The sequence below is a fragment of the Candidatus Sericytochromatia bacterium genome (assembly GCA_035285325.1).
GTDB lineage: Bacteria > Cyanobacteriota > Sericytochromatia > S15B-MN24 > JAQBPE01 > JAYKJB01.
Genome location: JAYKJB010000064.1, coordinates 1 through 15,981, shown reverse-complemented (window position 1 = coordinate 15,981; position 15,981 = coordinate 1). Strand labels below are relative to the sequence as shown.

The following is a 15,981-nucleotide window of genomic DNA, read 5'->3' as shown; positions in this document are numbered from 1 at the left end:
AGCGTCTGCCTCCGGAGCAGAAGGTCACAGGTTCAAGTCCTGTCAGGGACGCCATTCCCCCTTCGTCTAATGGTAGGACGACTGGTTCTGGCCCAGTTAATCGTGGTTCGAATCCATGAGGGGGAGCCTCACTCAAAAGCGGCCGAATGGCCGCTTTTGCCGTATTTGGCGCAATCGGGAGGGTCGCCTTGCTGCGAATCGGGCTGATGGGTCGCTTTGCCTGGGTGTTCTTTCTCTCCCTGTTTGTGCCCACCGCCACCATGAACGAGCGGGTCGAGGCGTTGCTGGCGGAATGGCGTGGCAACCCGAATCCTGAGGATTGACGCCGTGCGGCAGACCATCGCAGCGATACTGGGTGCGGGGATGTTGGGGCTGGTTTCCACGCCTGCCGAGGCACGACTCGGCGACGCCTATCCGCGTTTCGCCTCCTCTCATCTGGTCGCGGGGAATCGCCTGTTTCGCTACGAAGGGCGCGTGGGGGCCCGCTTTCGATTTGGCCCCGGACGCGAGAACACCCTGGGCAATCCCTTGATGTACATCGACACTCAGGATGGTGTGATTGTTCAACAGGTCCTGATCTTGCCCCTTCCGCGCCGCAGTCGTGAAGAGGGTCGCTTGGCCTCGATGACGAAGCTGTTTCTCGAGGATGCAGGCTTGGAGGACAAAGACCTGGAACAGGCCCTGGGAGCATTCAAAGCCTTGTTATCCAACGGAAAGACCGTCCAGCGGGCCCTGGGGCCGTCTGACCGCCTGATGTTGGACCTGTTCGCCAATCCCCAAAGCGGCCACGCCCTGATCGCGATTGGCTTCAAGCCCACCGACCTGATGCCGGGAGCCACCCCATGAAGGCGACGCACCTCTTGTTCGGGCTGGTGGCTGCCTTCATCGTGTTCGATCTGTGGCTGGTCTTTCGCATCGTCCAGCGTGGGCGTCAGCGAAGTCGCCAAGCAGACCCGCGCGCCTCTTTACTGGCTCTGGCGGCCAGAGCCGCCGGAGACGAAAGTCTCGGTGGCTTGGTCGAACTGCTCGCGACCCTGGAGGCGTTCGCAAGCGAGGCGTCCCCCGTCAGTGTCACCTGGTTGGTGCGGCAAACCTCTCGCGACCAGGCGCCTTCCCTGCTGCTCAAGATCACCTGGGATGGCAATGAATGGCGCCGCGTGCTGCCCCTGCAGGAAGCCGAGTTGCGCCTGTCTGAATGGCTGGATGCCGGGGCTCACGAGTCCAGGAGCGCGCGCGCCATGCTCGCTGAGGTCCGCTCAGCGCGAGCCCAGGGTCTGCCCTGAGGGCGAGCATCCCACCGACGCCTCAGGCGAGCCCGCCCCCGAGGTGGGAACTCAGCTCAACTCGCCCGCGATCGCCTGCCCAAAGGCCCTCGCCACCTTCCGCGTGTCCTCGCCATACTGGGCCAGCAGGAACATCAGCTTCACCGCCGCCGCTGCCGGGGTCATATCTCCGCAGGACACGGCCCCGGCATCGAGGGCGCGGCGACCGGCCTCGTAAATTTCCGGCTCGACTCGCCCGGAAAGGGCCTGCGAGGCCAAGGCGACCAGGCGCCCGCGCCGTGATGCTTCAGCGATGAAGGGAATCAAGCTGCGTTCCGCCACCGGGACGGTCCCTGCACCATAGGCCTCGATCACGAAAGCCTTGAGTTCCGCATCCAGCAGGGGCATCAGGTGCTCCGGGCGGAGCCCTGGAAACAGTCGCAGAATCAATACCTTGTCGCAAAAGCCGGTCTGGAGATGGAACAGCCCCGCAGGACGACGCACCAGATCCTCACGCACCTCCACGTGCAAGCCGACATCCGCCAGGGCGGGGTAGTTTGGGGAGGCGAAGGCATCAAAATCATCGATGCTCACCTTGTGAGCCCGATTGCCGCGCAGCAAGCGATGGTCGAAGAACAGTCCCACCTCCGGGATGTCCCTGGTCGCCAGTTCCAGCGCATTTACGAGGTTGGTTTTGGCATCCGTCCGGATCGCGGCGATCGGACGTTGGGCCCCCGTCAGAACCACGGGACGCGGCAGGTTCACCAGCATGAAGGACAGGGCGGCGGCGGTGTAAGCCATCGTATCGGTGCCGTGGATGACGACAAAGCCATCGTACTGGTCGATGGCGTCTGCGATGCAACGGGCGATCGCCTCCCAATGGGCCGGTTGGACGTTGGCACTGTCCTGGTTGAACAGCACCTGCATCTCGATGTCAGCCAGCTCCCTGGCTTCCGGAATGTAGCGAAGCACCTCTTCGGCCACCGCCCCCGGACCGAGGGGCGCCGTCTGGCGAGGGTCCATGCCGAGGGTGCCGCCCGTGTTCACCACCAGCAGGCGTTTGCGTTCGCTCACGCCTCACCCACCGCTTGCTTGAAGAGGGTGGAGGCGAGTTGACTCGCCTCCCGCTCACTGAGCACCCAGGTCCATTCCTCGGCGCCTCTGTCCCCGAAGAAGCGACAACGGCCAAGCTCCAGAAGTTCCAGAATGCGTTCCTGGGTTTCCTGGTCATCGACCTGAGCCGTCGCGAATTCTTCCACGATCCGATGGAAAGCATCAGAACGGGCGATCTGGTAGGCCAGATCGCCCAGGTCGGTTTCAAAGCTTCGCGACGCGCGGGGCACGGCGCTACTTCTTGATGTCGCCCTCGCCGCCCTCCATGGGCGGCATCGGAACCTGTTCCGCCCCGATCCGCGGCGTGAGCACCTGGTCAATCAGCCCATAGGCCTTGGCCTCATCGGCGGACATGTAGAAGTCGCGTTCCATATCGCGGCCCAACTTCTCTTCGTCTTGCTTGGTGTGGATCGACAACAATTTGGTCAGGTACCGCTTCATGCGCAGGATTTCCTGGGCCTGAATCTGAATATCGGTCGCTTGCCCCCTCGCGCCGCCGAGCGGCTGGTGAATCATGATGCGCGAGTTAGGAAGGGCAATGCGCTTGCCGGGCGCACCAGCTGCCAACAAAAAGGAGCCCATCGACGCGGCTTGACCCAAACAAATGGTGGACACGTCCGACTTGATGTACTGCATCGTGTCATAGATCGCCATCCCGGCCGTGACCACACCCCCGGGGCTGTTGATGTACAGCATGATGTCCTTCGACGGGTCTTCGGATTCCAGGAACAGCAGCTGCGCGATGATCAGGCTCGCCACATCATCATCAATCGGAGTGCCCAGGAAAATGATGCGCTCCTTCAGCAGCCGCGAAAAAATATCGTAGCCGCGTTCGCCTCGGCTGGTCGATTCCACGACGGTCGGAACAAGGGCCATACGGGGGTCGAACATCGGGAGAGTCTCCTTCCATCAGCAGTCCGGCAACCGCCGGGCCGCGCCATTATAACTGAGGACTCGGAATGGGAGAAGCCAGGCCGGGAAGTTTCTGAACAATTTGGTGCAAAGGCTGAATGGAGGCCGATTCGAGGTATGATGAAGGGAGAATCCAGGCCATCCTCCGCATCCTCACTGTCTCAGGAAAGTTCACGATGATCGCTTTCAATCAGGTCGCCAAGTTCCAGAGCAAACGCTTCCTGTTCCGGGATGCCAGTTTTCAAATCAACCCAGGCGACCGTGTCGGCCTGGTGGGGCCGAATGGTGCCGGCAAAACCACGGTGATGCGGCTGATCGCCCGCCAGGAATCGCCCGATGAAGGGCAAATTGTGATTCCTGAGCGTTTTCGGGTGGCTTACTACTCGCAGGACATGACCGAGGTTCGCGGCGTGTCGGTCCTGGAGGCTGCCCTGGCGGGCTGCTCGGACGTTCTCGCGCTTGCCCGCGAGGTGGAGCGGCTGGGAGAGGCCCTGGCAGACCCCGCGCTCGATGACGAGGCGATGAACGATTTGCTGGAGCAGCTCGGGCAGGCTCAGGAGACCTACGAGGCGCGTGGAGGTTACGACCTGGAAACGCGCGCCAAGGAGATTCTGGGGGGACTCGGATTCAGGGCGGACCAGTTGGACCAGGACGTGGCCGAGTTCAGCGGCGGCTGGCGGATGCGCATCGAACTGGCCAAAGCACTGCTCCAGCAGCCGGATGCACTGGTCCTCGACGAGCCCACCAACCACCTCGACCTCGAGTCCATTCTGTGGTTGGAAGACTTTCTTCAGCGCTTCAAAGGCGCGGTATTTCTTACCTCCCACGACCGTGACTTCATGAACCGTCTCGTCACCCGCGTGGTGGCGGTGGAACATGGGGAAATTTCGACTTACGGTGGAGACTACGACTTCTACGAACGGGAACGTGACATTCGCCTCGCCAATCTGATGGCCCAGGCCAAGCGGCAGGAGGACAAGCTGGCGAAGGAAGAGGAGTTCATTGCCCGCTTCAAGGCCCGCGCCTCGCACGCCGCCCAGGTGCAGTCGCGCATCAAGATGATCGAAAAGATGGACCGCGTCGAGGTCCCGAAGGACGCCCGAACCGTGGAAATCCTCTGGCCGGAGTGCCCGCGGGGCGGGGATGTCGCGGCGATCGTCAAGGACCTCGACATGCGTTACGGCTCGCATCAGGTGCTGGCCGGGGTGGAACTGGACGTTCGTCGTGGCGAACGGGTGGCCGTGATGGGAGTCAACGGAGCTGGCAAGTCAACCTTGTTGAAAATCTTGGCGGGGGAACTGACGCCCACCGGGGGGGATGCTCGGGTCGGTGCGGGCATCAAGGCGGCCTACTTCGCACAGCACCAGACCGAGATTCTTTCCCGCGAAGGAACGGTCTTCGACGCCGTCGCGGAGGTGGTACCGACGGCCAACCGCGGAGTCGTGCAAAACATCCTGGCTTCCCTGATGTTTTCTGGAGATGACGTCGAGAAGAAGGTCAGCGTGTTATCCGGTGGCGAGAAAACCCGGGTCGTGCTCGCCAGAATCGTCGCCAATCCTTGCAATCTCTTGATTTTGGATGAGCCGACCAACCACCTTGACATCCGCAGCCGCGAGATCCTGCTCGAGGCCCTCAAGCGTTTCGACGGCACCATCATGTTTGTGAGCCACGACAGACATTTCCTGCGCGAACTCGCCACCAAGGTGGTCGTGATCGACAAGGGGCACACCACCATCTATTCCGGTGGATTGGGCCATTTCCTCGAGAAGAACGCGGGGCGCTTCCCAGGCAGCGAACACACACTCCGGGTGGGCTAGCCCGTTCTCCGCCGGGAACGCACCGGATGCTAGTGCCCCAAAGGGCCCGTCGGCGACCGACGTGGATGGTTCAGCTCTTCTCCCTGCTGCTGGTGCTCCTCACCAGCGGCGCATTGCTGTGGGTCTTGAAATCGGGGCTACCCAACCGGAGCACCCTGGCGACGATGCTGGCCCTGCTGTTCGTCACGCCGGTCTTGATGCGCTGGCAGGTCGGCTGGAACGTGCTGTTTCTGATCATCCCCTGGATTGCCTGGCTACGCCGGGTTCAACTGGCCATCAATCCGCAAGTCGAGGTGGTTAGCCAGTTTGACCTGCTCCTGCTATTACCGGATCTGATTGTGGGCGCAGCGGTTCTCGGCTATGCGTTCTCTCAGCGGTTCAAGCAGCCCATCAAGCTGGTTCCCGGAGAAGCGCGCCTTCGCAACCTGCTGCTGGCCCTGATCCTGCTCAGTTTGTTGCAGGTGTTCAACCCCCTCATGGGCAGCGTGGCGGCGGGCGTCAACGGCCTGCGCATGTTCACGCTTTACATGAGCCTTTACTGGCTCACGGCTCACGTCTGTTCTCACGACCGAACCGTCTACAGCTGGCTGAGCCTGACCGCTTGGGGTGCCACACTCAGTGGGTGTTATGGCATCTATCAGTACGCCTTCGGGCTGCCCGAGTATGACTTGCTCTGGGCCGAAGCCAGCAAGGCCAGCGCGCAGATGATCGGTGACCAGATTCGCATTTTTTCGACTTTCAGCTTCACCAGCACGTTCTCCCATTTCATGCTGATTGGCAGTTGCGCGGCGGGTGGGTTCCTTGCGATGCGGCGGCATGCGCGTCTGATGATGCTGCTCGCGCCCTTCATGCTGGGCATCTGCACCGTCTCTCTGGCGCTCACCTTTGTCAGGAGCTCCTTCGTGGCCCTCGCCCTGGCAGGCGTGGGGACCCTGGTGCTGCGTGGCAAGCCCGATGCCAGGCTCAAACGACTGCTGGCCATCGTGGCGCTGGCGGTGCTGACCTCCTTTGCGAGCCCCTCCTCCCGGTCGGACATCGCGACGGCCGAGAGTCCAGGCGTCGCGAACCTGGTCTCCGAACGGGTGAGTTCGATCGGGGAAGGGCTCTCCAGCAACTCCATGAGTTACCGCATGAATCTCTGGACCTACCAGTTCACCTTCATCACGTTTGAACAGCCCGCGGGCATGGGCATCGGTTTGGGGGCCGGGGGGCGCTTTGGAGCAGACCCGTGGGCCACCTCCGTGGCTTACACGGAAAGTCAGTTCGTCTCGATGCTGGTTGAGATGGGTTGGCCCGGCTTCATCCTCTTCCTGTTGCTGACCGGATATGGCCTGGTCTTCACCGTTCGAACCTACGACCGTCTCGACGACCCGGACCGCCGAGGAGCGGTACAGGTGGCCTTTGGCATCCAGATGGCCCTGCTCACCACGAGTCTGACCGGTGGCGCGGTGTTGACGGTTCTCCCGGGCGCCGCGTACTACTGGACGGCACTCGGCCTGGTGACCGCCGTGGCTCGCATCGATGCGCAGGAGCGGGAAGCCCGCGAAGCCAGCCTCCTGTCAGCGGCCTGAGCCCGGATGCTTCCCTCGGGATGAGCGGTCCTCGGCCAACACGGCGTGAAGGTCAGGGAGTGCCGCGGTAGCGCCATTGAAGGTAGCCCCAGCGCGCGGCGGCCACGAGCACCAGGACACCAAAGGGACCAAAGACCAACAATTCGTCGATCGGAAGTTTCAACCACAGTCCTCTTTCAAGTCAAAGTCGTCGTGCCCCGGCTGCCCCCCGCGGAAATGGGGCATCCGGACAATCAAGGGCCAGTGTCTCAGCCCAGGCGACCAGGCGAGTCGCGCGGTCGGGTTGCCCCCCGGACAGCGTCGAAAAATCGCCAAGCGCGGGTCCCAGATGCAGGCTTTCCTGGTAAGGAATGGCTCCGCCCGATTGCCGCAACCACGCCTTCCAGAGCTTGAAGAGGGGCTCACCAGCGATGCTGGGAGCATCCGTCAGCAAGGCCACGGTCTTCCCTCGAAACTCCCCCTCCCATCCTGGGGCGTGAAAAAGCGGGTCCAGCAAAGAGAGTGGAGAAGCCACCAGCACCACGAGATCGTACATGCCCAGGTGGGGACGGGCGCCAAAAGGCAGCACCCTGGATTGGAGCAGCGTGGCCACCTGTTGGGCAGCCGAGACGAGCGTCGAATTCCAGGCGCTGAACGCGTGGAGCAGCACGATCGGCGTCACGAAGCTCCCCCAGGTACGACCACCTCGGGGGCGACCGTACGAAGATGGGCCAGGAACTGATCCTCACTCCAGATCGGGATGCCCAGCTTTTGTGCCTTCTCGCGCTTGGAGCCCGCCTCTTCGCCGGCCACCAGTCGCGTCGTCGCCTTGGTCACGCTGCTGCTGGCACGCGCCCCCAGCTTCACCACCAAAGCCTCCGCTTCCGGTCGGGCCATGGTCGCGAGGCGGCCGGTAAAGACGTAGGACTCGCCTGCGAGTGGCCCAGCCAGCGCGGCCTGGGCGCGGGCCCGAAACTGCAGACCGGCCGCGCGCAACTTCTCAATCACCGCCAAGTTGCGTGGTTCCGCGAAAAATTCGTGAATCCGCTGACTGACCACCGGGCCACATCCCGGGACCGCCAGCAGGTCGTCGAGCGTCGCCGTGGCCAGGGCGTCGATAGAACCAAACTGCTCAGCGAGAATGCGCGCGGTCTGCTCCCCCACCTCGTGAACCCCGAGCGCAAACAACACCCGTTCGAAGCTCCGTGCCTTGCTGTCGGCGATCGCCCCTAGCAGATTGTCGACACTCTTTTCGGCGAAGCGGTCCAAGGTCAACAGGGTGGCGCGATCCAGGTGATAGAGGTCGGAAAGGTCACGCACCAACCCCTGCGACACGAGACTCTCTGCCAGTTTCCCGCCCAGGTGTTCGATGTCCATCGCGCGTCGCGAGGCAAAATGCTTGAGTTGCTCGACGAGCTGGGCGTGACAAACCGTTCCCCCCGTGCAGTAGCGCATGGCAAGGCCCTCCGGTTTGATCACCGCGGAGCCGCACTCCGGACAGTGTTCCGGAAACGCGAAGGGTTGCTCCGCGCCGGTGCGCCGCTCCGGAATCGACTTCACCACCTGAGGAATCACGTCACCTGCGCGTTGAATGATCACCACATCACCAAGGCGCAGATCCTTGCGTCGGATCTCGTCTTCATTGTGCAGCGTGGCGCGCGAGACGATCACCCCACCGACCGCCACCGGTTCGAGGATGGCCACCGGATTCAGCGTGCCGGTGCGGCCCACGCTGATGCGGATATCGATCAGGCGAGTGGTGGCCTGAATGGGTGGGAACTTGAAGGCGATCGCCCAGCGCGGCTCCCGCCCGACCGCTCCCAATTCGGCCTGTTCACGCACGGCGTCGACCTTGATGACGACGCCGTCAATCTCGAAAGGCAAGGTCGGACGAAGCTGTTCATAGCGTTGGCAATAGGCCCATACCGCGTCCATATCACTCAAGCTGGCCGCATCCTGCCAAACAGGCAGGCCCAGGTCAGCCAGACGCGCCAGGGCTTCGGTGTGGGTGGGCACACTCGGCAGCCCGATGGCGGCATAGGCCCAGAAACGCAGCGGACGTGTCCGCGTCACCCGCGGGTCCTGCTGCCGCAGGGAACCGGCGGCGGCGTTGCGAGGATTGGCAAACAGGCCCTCCCCTTCATTCAATCGCCGCGCGTTCAGGGCCTCGAAATCGGCGGTGGCCATATAGACCTCCCCACGCACCTCCAGGTCGATCGGCTCGTTCAGTCGCTCTGGAATATCCGCGATGGTGCGCAGATTCGGCGTGATGTCTTCACCCGTGAATCCATCCCCCCGGGTCGCCCCTTGCATGAGGCGTCCGCCCTGATACCGCAGGGACACCGCCAATCCATCTATTTTGGGCTCCGCCGCGTAGCCAAGGGCGCGCCCCTCCAGCAAGCGACGGTTACGCGCCTCCCATTGCTGAAGGTCATCCTGCTTGAAAGCGTTTGCCAAACTGAGCATCGGCACGCGATGCGCGACCGGCTCGAAGCGGGTCTCGACCAGGCCCCCTGGCCGCTGTGTGGGTGACTCGGGGGAGACCAGTTCGGGATAAGCCTCCTCCAGGTCACGCAACTCCGACATCAATCGGTCATACTCGGCGTCCGCAATGACGGGCTGCGCCAGCACGTAATAACGATAATCGTGCGCCTCGATCTCCTGTCTCAGGAGCGCGATTCGCTGAGCGGCTTCGGCACTCATTGCGTCCAGGTGGTCTCCATCAGGGCCAGGCAACAGCCTCGAGCGGTGGAAATGGCATTATAGCGCGCCTCCTCCCCCAGTTGGAACAGGGGGCTAAAAAAGAATTCACACGAACAAAAAGATCTATTGAAATTCCCATAAGAAAGAATCCGGCGCTCCGCCGCGATATAGTCCTCGGAAAGCTGGAGGCCTGGTGGCCTCAGCCAGTGGAATCGGGAACAGGGGCCTGATGACGGCCCGCCGGCGAAGCCGCGATGGCGCGGGGGCCGTGCAACGGGCTGTGGAGGTGGCGGGAACATGGAAAAGGTGTTTCAAACCTACAGTGCCAGGGAAAAGCAACGCCTGGTCGAGGATTTCCTTCCGCTCGTCAAGAAGATTGCGCGCGGGCTGGCCCGGCGTAGCACGGACCCTGTGGAAGACCTGATTCAGGTCGGTTCGATTGGCCTGCTCGAGGCCATCAATCGCTATGAAACGGGCCACAACACCGAGTTCAAAACCTATGCGGTGCATTTCATCACCGGGCACATCCGCCACTACCTGCGCGACCGGCAGAACCTGCTGCGCGGCCCACGGGTGCTCCAGGAACTGTCCTACCGCCTCAGTCAGGTCACGAACCGACTCACGCAAGAACTTGGTCGCGACCCTTCCAACCAAGAGCTGGCGACGATTCTGGAAGTCACCCCCGAACAAGTGGACCAGGTCAAGATGTACGACCGCCGCGTCACTGTTCTTTGGCTGGATCAGGAGAGTGGGGACGCCGACGACGACGAGCAGCGGTCGCTCCTCGACACCCTTTCCGATGGTCGCATCGGCGTGGATGGTCGGGACGAACTGGACGACCGCCTGGTTCTGGCCGAGGCCCTCGAACATCTGACGGATGCACAGCGCCGCTTGCTAGAACTGCGGTACTTCCACGATATGACGCAGGCCGAACTCTCCCGCCGTCTCGGCATCAGTCAGATGGAGGTCTGTCGTCGGCTCAAGAAAGCCGAAAAGCAATTGCGGCAAGCCTTGGTCCCAGCGATTCCGCGCTGAGTACCTCGCGGGCGTTTTTCTGAGCGACACGTCGCTTAGCTGAGGCTGAACTCCGGGTCGTGTTCGAACACGAAGCGGCTGTTCTCCATCAACTGGCCCAACACCTCCTGCGGCGGCGTTCCTTCGTGCAGAATGCGATAGACCCCCTCCGTAATGGGCATGTAGACGCCCTGCGCCAGCGCGTAGGCGTGCACCGACTGGGTCGTTTTGATGCCTTCTGCCACCTGGTTCATGGATCGCACGATCTGGTCCAGTGATTCACCCCGGGCCAGTCGCAGCCCCACCTGATGGTTACGGGACAGGGGGGAAAAACACGTGGCCATGAGATCTCCGATGCCGGAAAGTCCACTGAATGTGGCGGGAACAGCCCCCATCTGGACCCCCAGCCGGGCCATTTCCACCAGGCCGCGGGTCAAGAGCAGGGCCTTGGTGTTTTCCCCGAATTCCAACCCGGTCACGATGCCAGAGGCGATCGCCAGGATATTCTTCAAGGCACCACCCACCTCGGTTCCAACCACGTCCGTGTTGACATAGACGCGAAACGTCTTGCCGACCAGCACGCTCCGTGCGGCCTCGATGACCGCTGGGAAGCGACTCGCCAGCACCGTCGCGCTGGGCTGGCCGAGGGCCACTTCTCGCGCCAGGTTGGGTCCCGACAGAACGCCGAGCTGGCGGACACAGGTCTCTTCCTGAATCAGAGTGGACATACGCTTGAAGGTGCCGGGCTCGAAGCCTTTGGTGGCGTGGACCAACATGTGCCCGCCATCCAGCCATTGCCCAAGTTCCCGCATCACCCCGCGAAAACTGTGTGACGGAACGACCACCAGGATCAGGCGGCAAGACTCGGCCACCTCTCGAAGGTCTTGTGTGGCCTTGACCGTGAGAGGCAACGCCATACCCGGCAAGTACCTGGAATTGGTGTGTTGCTGGTTGACTTCCTGGACAGTTCCGGCGTCACGCATCCAGTGGCAGACCGCATGGCCGTGTCCACCCACCAGATGGGCCAACGCGGTTCCCCAACTGCCTCCGCCGACGATTCCGATCGTTCCTTGAAAGGCCATCTCCGATGACTCACCCATGTTCACGGCCCCCCCGAGTGCGAACCCTGGAAGCAAGTCTCCAGGCCGTATCCCTTGAGACGATTGTGGTAGTAGAACAGCAGTTTCACATCCCGCAGCAGCAAGCTTTCTGCCTCCGCCTCCACCAGTGGCCGGGTGTGATACATCCGGAAGTAGCGTTCGGCGATCGCCAGCACCGTTTCGACTGGCTCCCCCAGAACCGCCGGAGAAAGTTGAATGCCCCCCCGCGCCGCCAGTTCCAGCAAGGCGTCCCTGACCCGTTCGAGCGCTTGGAGCACACGATGACGCGGCAGCGCGGTGTCCTCCGACAATCGCACCAGCCGGTAGATGTCGAAGCCAGGATGAATGGCCTGGAGCATTTGAAACACGGTATAGGCCACGACGTGAGTGGCCAGCGCCACGTTGTTGCGCATGTAGGCGACCTGGATCGCCTCACCACATTCTCGGGTGTATTCGGCGTCCCGCACGGGGTGAACGCGGAGTTGCCCGTTCAGTGTGAGGTACTTCAACAAATCGATCGGTCTACCGTGAGGGTCCAGCGAAACTCCCTCATCGGAGACCGGATTTCCGAAGGGGTCAAGCGCCTGCCCGATGTGCAAAAACATCTGACCATCGAAGTCCAGCACTGATCGCCCATAGGCGAAAATTCGGCCCAGCTGGCTGAATTCATCATCCTCGATGATGTAGCGACTCTTGCCCACGGCCTTGAGGTGATCATCGATCTGCGAGGCGCCCTCCAAAACCAGCGGATAATTGATGGTCATCGGCACGATGTAGATGTTGGGCTGAGCCACCTGAGCCCTGAGATTGTTCTGATACGCCACCAGGCCGGTCCCGAGCAGGCCCAATTTCAGCTTCTGCTCGATACCACCACTGCGCGACCGCGTACCACCAGGGAAAAACAGGCTGTGGTAGCCACGCTCCAGGATGACGGTCGAGTATGTTTTGAGCGTCCGCAGGTAGAGCTGATTCTTCAGCCGCCGGTCCACCTTGTAGGCCCCGAGGTTGTGCATGAAATAGCCGACCAAGCGATTGCTGAAGAGGTTCTTACCGGCTCCGTAGGTGAAAGGCGGCAGCCCCAGACGGTCCAGGGCGAAACCCACGACGATCGAATCGAGATTGGAGGAGTGCGTGGGCACCAACACCACCGTTCCGCGTCGAACCAGTCGGCGCAGCGAATCGACCCGCCCCTGAACGGAGATGCGCCGCTCAAGTTCCAGCGCCCGGGGGCCCCGAGACAGCGAGCGATTCCGGAACAGCAGGGAAAGGCCGCGTGGAATGATCGAGGTGGCGAAGCGATAGACACCTGGATCAAAGTTGCCCACGATATCCTGGGCAAATCCCTCGGACAGGCGGCGCAGGATGGCGCCCTTCTCCTCCGCCGTCTTGCGCCCCAGGCCGCGGTAGAGCTCCTTCCACTGGCGATAGGCAGGCGAGGACGTCCCTTCGGACTCCAGTCGCGCCAGTTCGTGGAAAGCCACGTCGTTCACGGCGAGTTCGATGCTACCTTCCTGCTCACCCGTTTCTTGGAGCAGGCGCGCCACCACCTCGCGCACCAGGTCGGCCCGCTCCTCGTTCAAGCGAAAGATTCGGGCAGCTGGCACGTCCCCGAAACAGGGGTCGGGGTTCAATTCGGGCGCTCCCGGCCCGTCAGGCCAAGCAAGGCGGCCAGGCCAGGGCCGAGGTCCTTCCCGAGTGAACCGAAGGCCAAACTCTCAAAGGCCCGGCGAACACGGGCAACGGCCATCGGGTCCACCCCTCGCCCCGCAGAACTTTCCAGGGCCCAGGCGGAAGACAGCACGCCCCCAATCATCCCCAGGGCCAGCGCGTGTTCGATGGTCTTGAGCGCCAGCACCTGCGGCCAGGGCAGCCCCCGAGCCGCTTCTGAAAAGACCAGGGCGAGCCAGTTGCGCAGCTCCACCATTTCGACCGGAACGGGTTGACCGACAAGTGCCACGCCTGGCCTCCAGACCGCGGATGAAAACGTCCCAAACGGCTGTCCTCTGCTTACCCCGTCAACCACGGGTCGCAACGCACTCATGGCGAAGGTCCCGTGAGCCCGGCCGCGATCGCTGTTCCAGGCACGTTATCGCGGCGACGCTTGTTGGTGAGAGGCTACCACCCCTGTGCGCCTCTGGCGTGCGGCGCCACCTTCGTCTGACGGCAAATCCGCTCTCATCCGAGCTCTGCCACCACGACTTGAAGTTGACAGGTCCTTCCCCGGGGGATACCGTCAAAGCGTTCAGAGCGCTGATGGGTGGCCATGCAGGCAGTCAAGTCCTTCATTTTGACCGTGCTGTTGCTGGGTCCGACGTTCCTGTCGGGCTGTGACTCGGCTGATCGAACGCGCGTCTCGGGGACCGTCCGGCTCGCTCCCGATGCGGTGGTCAAGGTCGGCGAATCCGACGCTCTTTTCCTCACCGCACGCCTGGCAGGGTCAGAGGTCGGGCCGCCGATGGCCGTGGTGAAACTCCTCGGGGTGCGCTTCCCTCAGTCCTTTGCCCTGGGGCAAGACGATGTCTTGATGCCCGGTAGTTGGTTCAGAGGGCCCGTCGTGATTCGGGCCATTCTCAGACGTTCAGGTTTCATCGACGTGGCGAGCCCAGGAGACCTGGTGGGACAGACCAGCGCGCCCGTGCAAGCGGGCGAGAGCGGGGTGACCATCGACTTGCGCCGTGAGTGAACGAGACGTCCAGCATCTTTGGATCGATGCCGACGGGAGCGTCTGGTTCGAAGACCCAGATCTCACGGCCATGGCGGCAGGGCGTGCCCTCGACCCCCAAATGCCTGACAACGCTCCCCCGGGGAGAACGGCCGCGAAACACCTCTCGCGCCTGCGAGCTGGACGGGGGCTGCGCACCTTGCCGGCGTCACTGGACGACTGCTGGCGCCTCCACCGGCGCTGGGTCGCGGAGGAACCAGCCGAACCGCACGACGTGGGGCTGAGTCTGCTGGACCTCAAACGCGCGATCGCTCGCCAGCTCTGGCGCAGTTGCATCCTGTGCGAGCATCGCTGCGAGGTAGACCGGTCACGGGACGTGCGGGGGCGCTGCGGGGTCGGTGTTACCTCCTACTCGGCGCCTCCCTTCCTCCACGAGGGCGAAGAGCTGGAAGTTTCCCCCTCGCTGTGTGTGCCGCTCACTGGCTGTTCATGGCATTGCGTGTATTGCCACACCCCCGACTTGATCAACCAGACGGACCGCGGCATCCCCCTCGGCCCATCGTTTTACCCCTCACTTTTCAAACTGGCGGAAGACCCGAGGGCCCGCAGCCTGAGCTGGGTGGGCGGCAATCCCGACCATCACCTGCCCGCCGTTCTGGACGCCATCGCGGCCGCCCCGAAGCACTTCTCGTTGCCGCTGGTCTGGAATTCCAACTTGTACGGTTCCCCCGAACTGTATCGTTTGCTGGAGGGAGTGGTGGACATCCACCTGGGCGACCTTCGCTATGGTCGGGACGAATGCGGCGAAGCCCTGTCGGGAATTCCTCGGGCCTGGTCTGCGGTGACGCGCAACTGGCGGCTGGTGGCCAGCCAGCCAGTCGACCTGATCGCCCGCGTGCTGATTCTGCCGGGCCACCACGATTGCTGTATCCGACCGATCCTGGCGTTCCTGGCGACCGAAGTGCCCGGAGCACGCCTCTCGCTATTGCCCCAATTTCACCCCGCATACCGAACGGCCAAGTCAGCCCCGGAAATGAACCGGCTGCCGACCCGCGAGGAGGTCGAAGCGGCAGCCCGATTGGCGGCGCAACTCGGAATTCAGCAGGTGGCGACGGTTGAGGCAGTGGCTCAAGGCCCTTGGCCCCCGAATCGCTGAAGCATGATGAAGACCAGCGAAACCGTCCCCAGATAGCTCAGCACCTGATTCGTCACGGCGAAGACCTCTCGCACCGACGGCAACGGGTTGCGGGTCACCTGGAGCCGGTCACCCGGCTCCAGCCGCACATTGTTGGTCAAATCGCCGGTGGCCATCATGTACTCGACGTCGATGGTGGTGCGCTTGGCCTTGTCTCCCTGTCCACGAATCAGCACCACCTGTGATTGAATCGCCCGATCAGTGAAGCCCCCAGCCGCCGCGATCGTGTCGATCACCGATTGGTCAGGCCGCCCCAGCACCAGCATGCCCGGTGACCCCACTTCGCCGATGACCGTCACGGTGCGGGGGCGGTAGCCACTGACGGACACGGCCACCTGCGGGTTGTGAACCTGTTTTTCGAGAATGGCCGTCAGCCGCTCGCGTACCTGAGCGGTGGTCAGGCCCTTCACGGGGAGATCCACCAAGAATGGAATCACGATCGTGCCATCCGGCTGCACGGGAAACGCCCCGCTGAACTGGCCGACCTCTCGCACGGTCACCGCGACCGTGTCGCCAAAATCGAGCATATAGGCAGCCTGCGCCGGCAGGGTTTGGGCGAGGACCAGTGCCCACACCAGCCATGCGCGCAGCAGGGCTCTCTTGATTTGATTCACAACTTCCCTCCGGTGCAAGCAAACAGGCCTCCGGGTCTC

The 15,981-nt window shown here is 62.8% G+C and carries 17 protein-coding genes and 1 tRNA gene; 9 read left to right on the top strand and 9 right to left on the bottom strand.

The annotated features are described in order from the left end of the window. The first annotated feature begins 55 nt into the window (after window positions 1-55). From VKP62_09105 to VKP62_09090, 4 genes are all read left to right on the top strand, one after another. Window positions 56-126, top strand: a tRNA-Gln gene (locus VKP62_09105). Between the two features lie 62 nt (window positions 127-188). Continuing rightward, a complete protein-coding gene (locus VKP62_09100) occupies window positions 189-323 on the top strand; it encodes a hypothetical protein (GenBank protein MEB3197347.1) in 135 nt (44 codons plus the stop codon). 4 nt (window positions 324-327) lie between these two features. Further along, a complete protein-coding gene (locus VKP62_09095; protein MEB3197346.1) occupies window positions 328-846 on the top strand; it encodes a hypothetical protein in 519 nt (172 codons plus the stop codon). Beyond that, the gene (locus VKP62_09090) at window positions 843-1,283 is read left to right on the top strand and encodes a hypothetical protein (GenBank protein MEB3197345.1); all 441 of its coding nucleotides are present in this window, start codon (window positions 843-845) and stop codon (window positions 1,281-1,283) included. The genes VKP62_09095 and VKP62_09090 overlap by 4 nt, the downstream gene beginning before the upstream one ends. A 51-nt stretch (window positions 1,284-1,334) precedes the next feature. On the opposite strand, the gene VKP62_09085 is transcribed toward VKP62_09090, so the two are convergent. The 3 genes from VKP62_09085 to clpP are packed head-to-tail and all read right to left on the bottom strand — an operon-like array spanning window position 1,335 to window position 3,266. After that, window positions 1,335-2,336, bottom strand: a complete 1,002-nt coding sequence (locus tag VKP62_09085) for an asparaginase (protein ID MEB3197344.1) — start codon at window positions 2,334-2,336, stop codon at window positions 1,335-1,337. Further along, window positions 2,333-2,605, bottom strand: coding sequence for a hypothetical protein (locus VKP62_09080; GenBank protein ID MEB3197343.1), 273 nt, complete (start codon window positions 2,603-2,605; stop codon window positions 2,333-2,335). Before VKP62_09080 ends, VKP62_09085 begins: the two co-directional genes overlap by 4 nt. 4 nt (window positions 2,606-2,609) lie before the next feature. Next, window positions 2,610-3,266, bottom strand: a complete 657-nt coding sequence (gene clpP, locus VKP62_09075; GenBank protein ID MEB3197342.1) for an ATP-dependent Clp endopeptidase proteolytic subunit ClpP — start codon at window positions 3,264-3,266, stop codon at window positions 2,610-2,612. Between the two features lie 197 nt (window positions 3,267-3,463). On the opposite strand from clpP, the gene VKP62_09070 reads away from it, so the two are divergent. Next, the gene (locus VKP62_09070; GenBank protein ID MEB3197341.1) at window positions 3,464-5,104 is read left to right on the top strand and encodes an ABC-F family ATP-binding cassette domain-containing protein; all 1,641 of its coding nucleotides are present in this window, start codon (window positions 3,464-3,466) and stop codon (window positions 5,102-5,104) included. 26 nt (window positions 5,105-5,130) lie between these two features. Further along, window positions 5,131-6,675 carry an O-antigen ligase family protein gene (locus tag VKP62_09065; protein MEB3197340.1) on the top strand — a complete coding sequence of 515 codons (1,545 nt, stop codon included), beginning with the start codon at window positions 5,131-5,133 and terminating at the stop codon, window positions 6,673-6,675. 181 nt (window positions 6,676-6,856) lie between these two features. Here the strand turns inward: VKP62_09065 and VKP62_09060 are convergent, their stop codons facing one another. Then, entirely contained in the window at window positions 6,857-7,336 is a 480-nt protein-coding gene (locus VKP62_09060) for a hypothetical protein (protein MEB3197339.1), read from the bottom strand. Then, window positions 7,333-9,357, bottom strand: coding sequence for an NAD-dependent DNA ligase LigA (gene ligA, locus VKP62_09055; protein ID MEB3197338.1), 2,025 nt, complete (start codon window positions 9,355-9,357; stop codon window positions 7,333-7,335). Before ligA ends, VKP62_09060 begins: the two co-directional genes overlap by 4 nt. A gap of 297 nt (window positions 9,358-9,654) precedes the next feature. Here ligA and VKP62_09050 point away from each other — a divergent pair, with 297 nt between their 5' ends. Beyond that, window positions 9,655-10,392: a sigma-70 family RNA polymerase sigma factor gene (locus VKP62_09050; GenBank protein ID MEB3197337.1), complete on the top strand. Its 738-nt coding sequence runs from the start codon at window positions 9,655-9,657 to the stop codon at window positions 10,390-10,392. 35 nt (window positions 10,393-10,427) lie between these two features. On the opposite strand, the gene VKP62_09045 is transcribed toward VKP62_09050, so the two are convergent. The 3 genes from VKP62_09045 to VKP62_09035 are packed head-to-tail and all read right to left on the bottom strand — an operon-like array spanning window position 10,428 to window position 13,428. After that, on the bottom strand, window positions 10,428-11,471 hold the full coding sequence (locus VKP62_09045; GenBank protein ID MEB3197336.1) for an NAD(P)H-dependent glycerol-3-phosphate dehydrogenase: 1,044 nt from the start codon (window positions 11,469-11,471) through the stop codon (window positions 10,428-10,430). 2 nt (window positions 11,472-11,473) lie between these two features. Then, complete coding sequence (locus tag VKP62_09040; protein ID MEB3197335.1) at window positions 11,474-13,102, bottom strand: 1-acyl-sn-glycerol-3-phosphate acyltransferase; 1,629 nt, start codon at window positions 13,100-13,102, stop codon at window positions 11,474-11,476. After that, window positions 13,099-13,428, bottom strand: a complete 330-nt coding sequence (locus tag VKP62_09035) for a hypothetical protein (protein MEB3197334.1) — start codon at window positions 13,426-13,428, stop codon at window positions 13,099-13,101. Before VKP62_09035 ends, VKP62_09040 begins: the two co-directional genes overlap by 4 nt. Window positions 13,429-13,734: 306 nt before the next feature. On the opposite strand from VKP62_09035, the gene VKP62_09030 reads away from it, so the two are divergent. Continuing rightward, window positions 13,735-14,154: a hypothetical protein gene (locus VKP62_09030; protein ID MEB3197333.1), complete on the top strand. Its 420-nt coding sequence runs from the start codon at window positions 13,735-13,737 to the stop codon at window positions 14,152-14,154. Beyond that, window positions 14,147-15,289, top strand: a complete 1,143-nt coding sequence (locus tag VKP62_09025; GenBank protein ID MEB3197332.1) for a hypothetical protein — start codon at window positions 14,147-14,149, stop codon at window positions 15,287-15,289. Before VKP62_09030 ends, VKP62_09025 begins: the two co-directional genes overlap by 8 nt. On the opposite strand, the gene VKP62_09020 is transcribed toward VKP62_09025, so the two are convergent. Beyond that, entirely contained in the window at window positions 15,262-15,942 is a 681-nt protein-coding gene (locus VKP62_09020; GenBank protein ID MEB3197331.1) for a polysaccharide biosynthesis/export family protein, read from the bottom strand. The genes VKP62_09025 and VKP62_09020 overlap by 28 nt on opposite strands. Window positions 15,943-15,981: the final 39 nt, after the last annotated feature.

Bases quoted from the DNA above. Each gene is read 5' to 3' on its own strand.
- VKP62_09090 (MEB3197345.1), top strand. From the start codon at position 843: ATGAAGGCGACGCACCTCTTGTTCGGGCTGGTGGCTGCCTTCATCGTG.
- clpP (MEB3197342.1), bottom strand. From the start codon at position 3,266: ATGTTCGACCCCCGTATGGCCCTTGTTCCGACCGTCGTGGAATCGACC.
- VKP62_09070 (MEB3197341.1), top strand. From the start codon at position 3,464: ATGATCGCTTTCAATCAGGTCGCCAAGTTCCAGAGCAAACGCTTCCTG.
- VKP62_09065 (MEB3197340.1), top strand. From the start codon at position 5,131: ATGCTAGTGCCCCAAAGGGCCCGTCGGCGACCGACGTGGATGGTTCAG.
- ligA (MEB3197338.1), bottom strand. From the start codon at position 9,357: ATGAGTGCCGAAGCCGCTCAGCGAATCGCGCTCCTGAGACAGGAGATC.
- VKP62_09050 (MEB3197337.1), top strand. From the start codon at position 9,655: ATGGAAAAGGTGTTTCAAACCTACAGTGCCAGGGAAAAGCAACGCCTG.
- VKP62_09045 (MEB3197336.1), bottom strand. From the start codon at position 11,471: ATGGGTGAGTCATCGGAGATGGCCTTTCAAGGAACGATCGGAATCGTC.
- VKP62_09030 (MEB3197333.1), top strand. From the start codon at position 13,735: ATGCAGGCAGTCAAGTCCTTCATTTTGACCGTGCTGTTGCTGGGTCCG.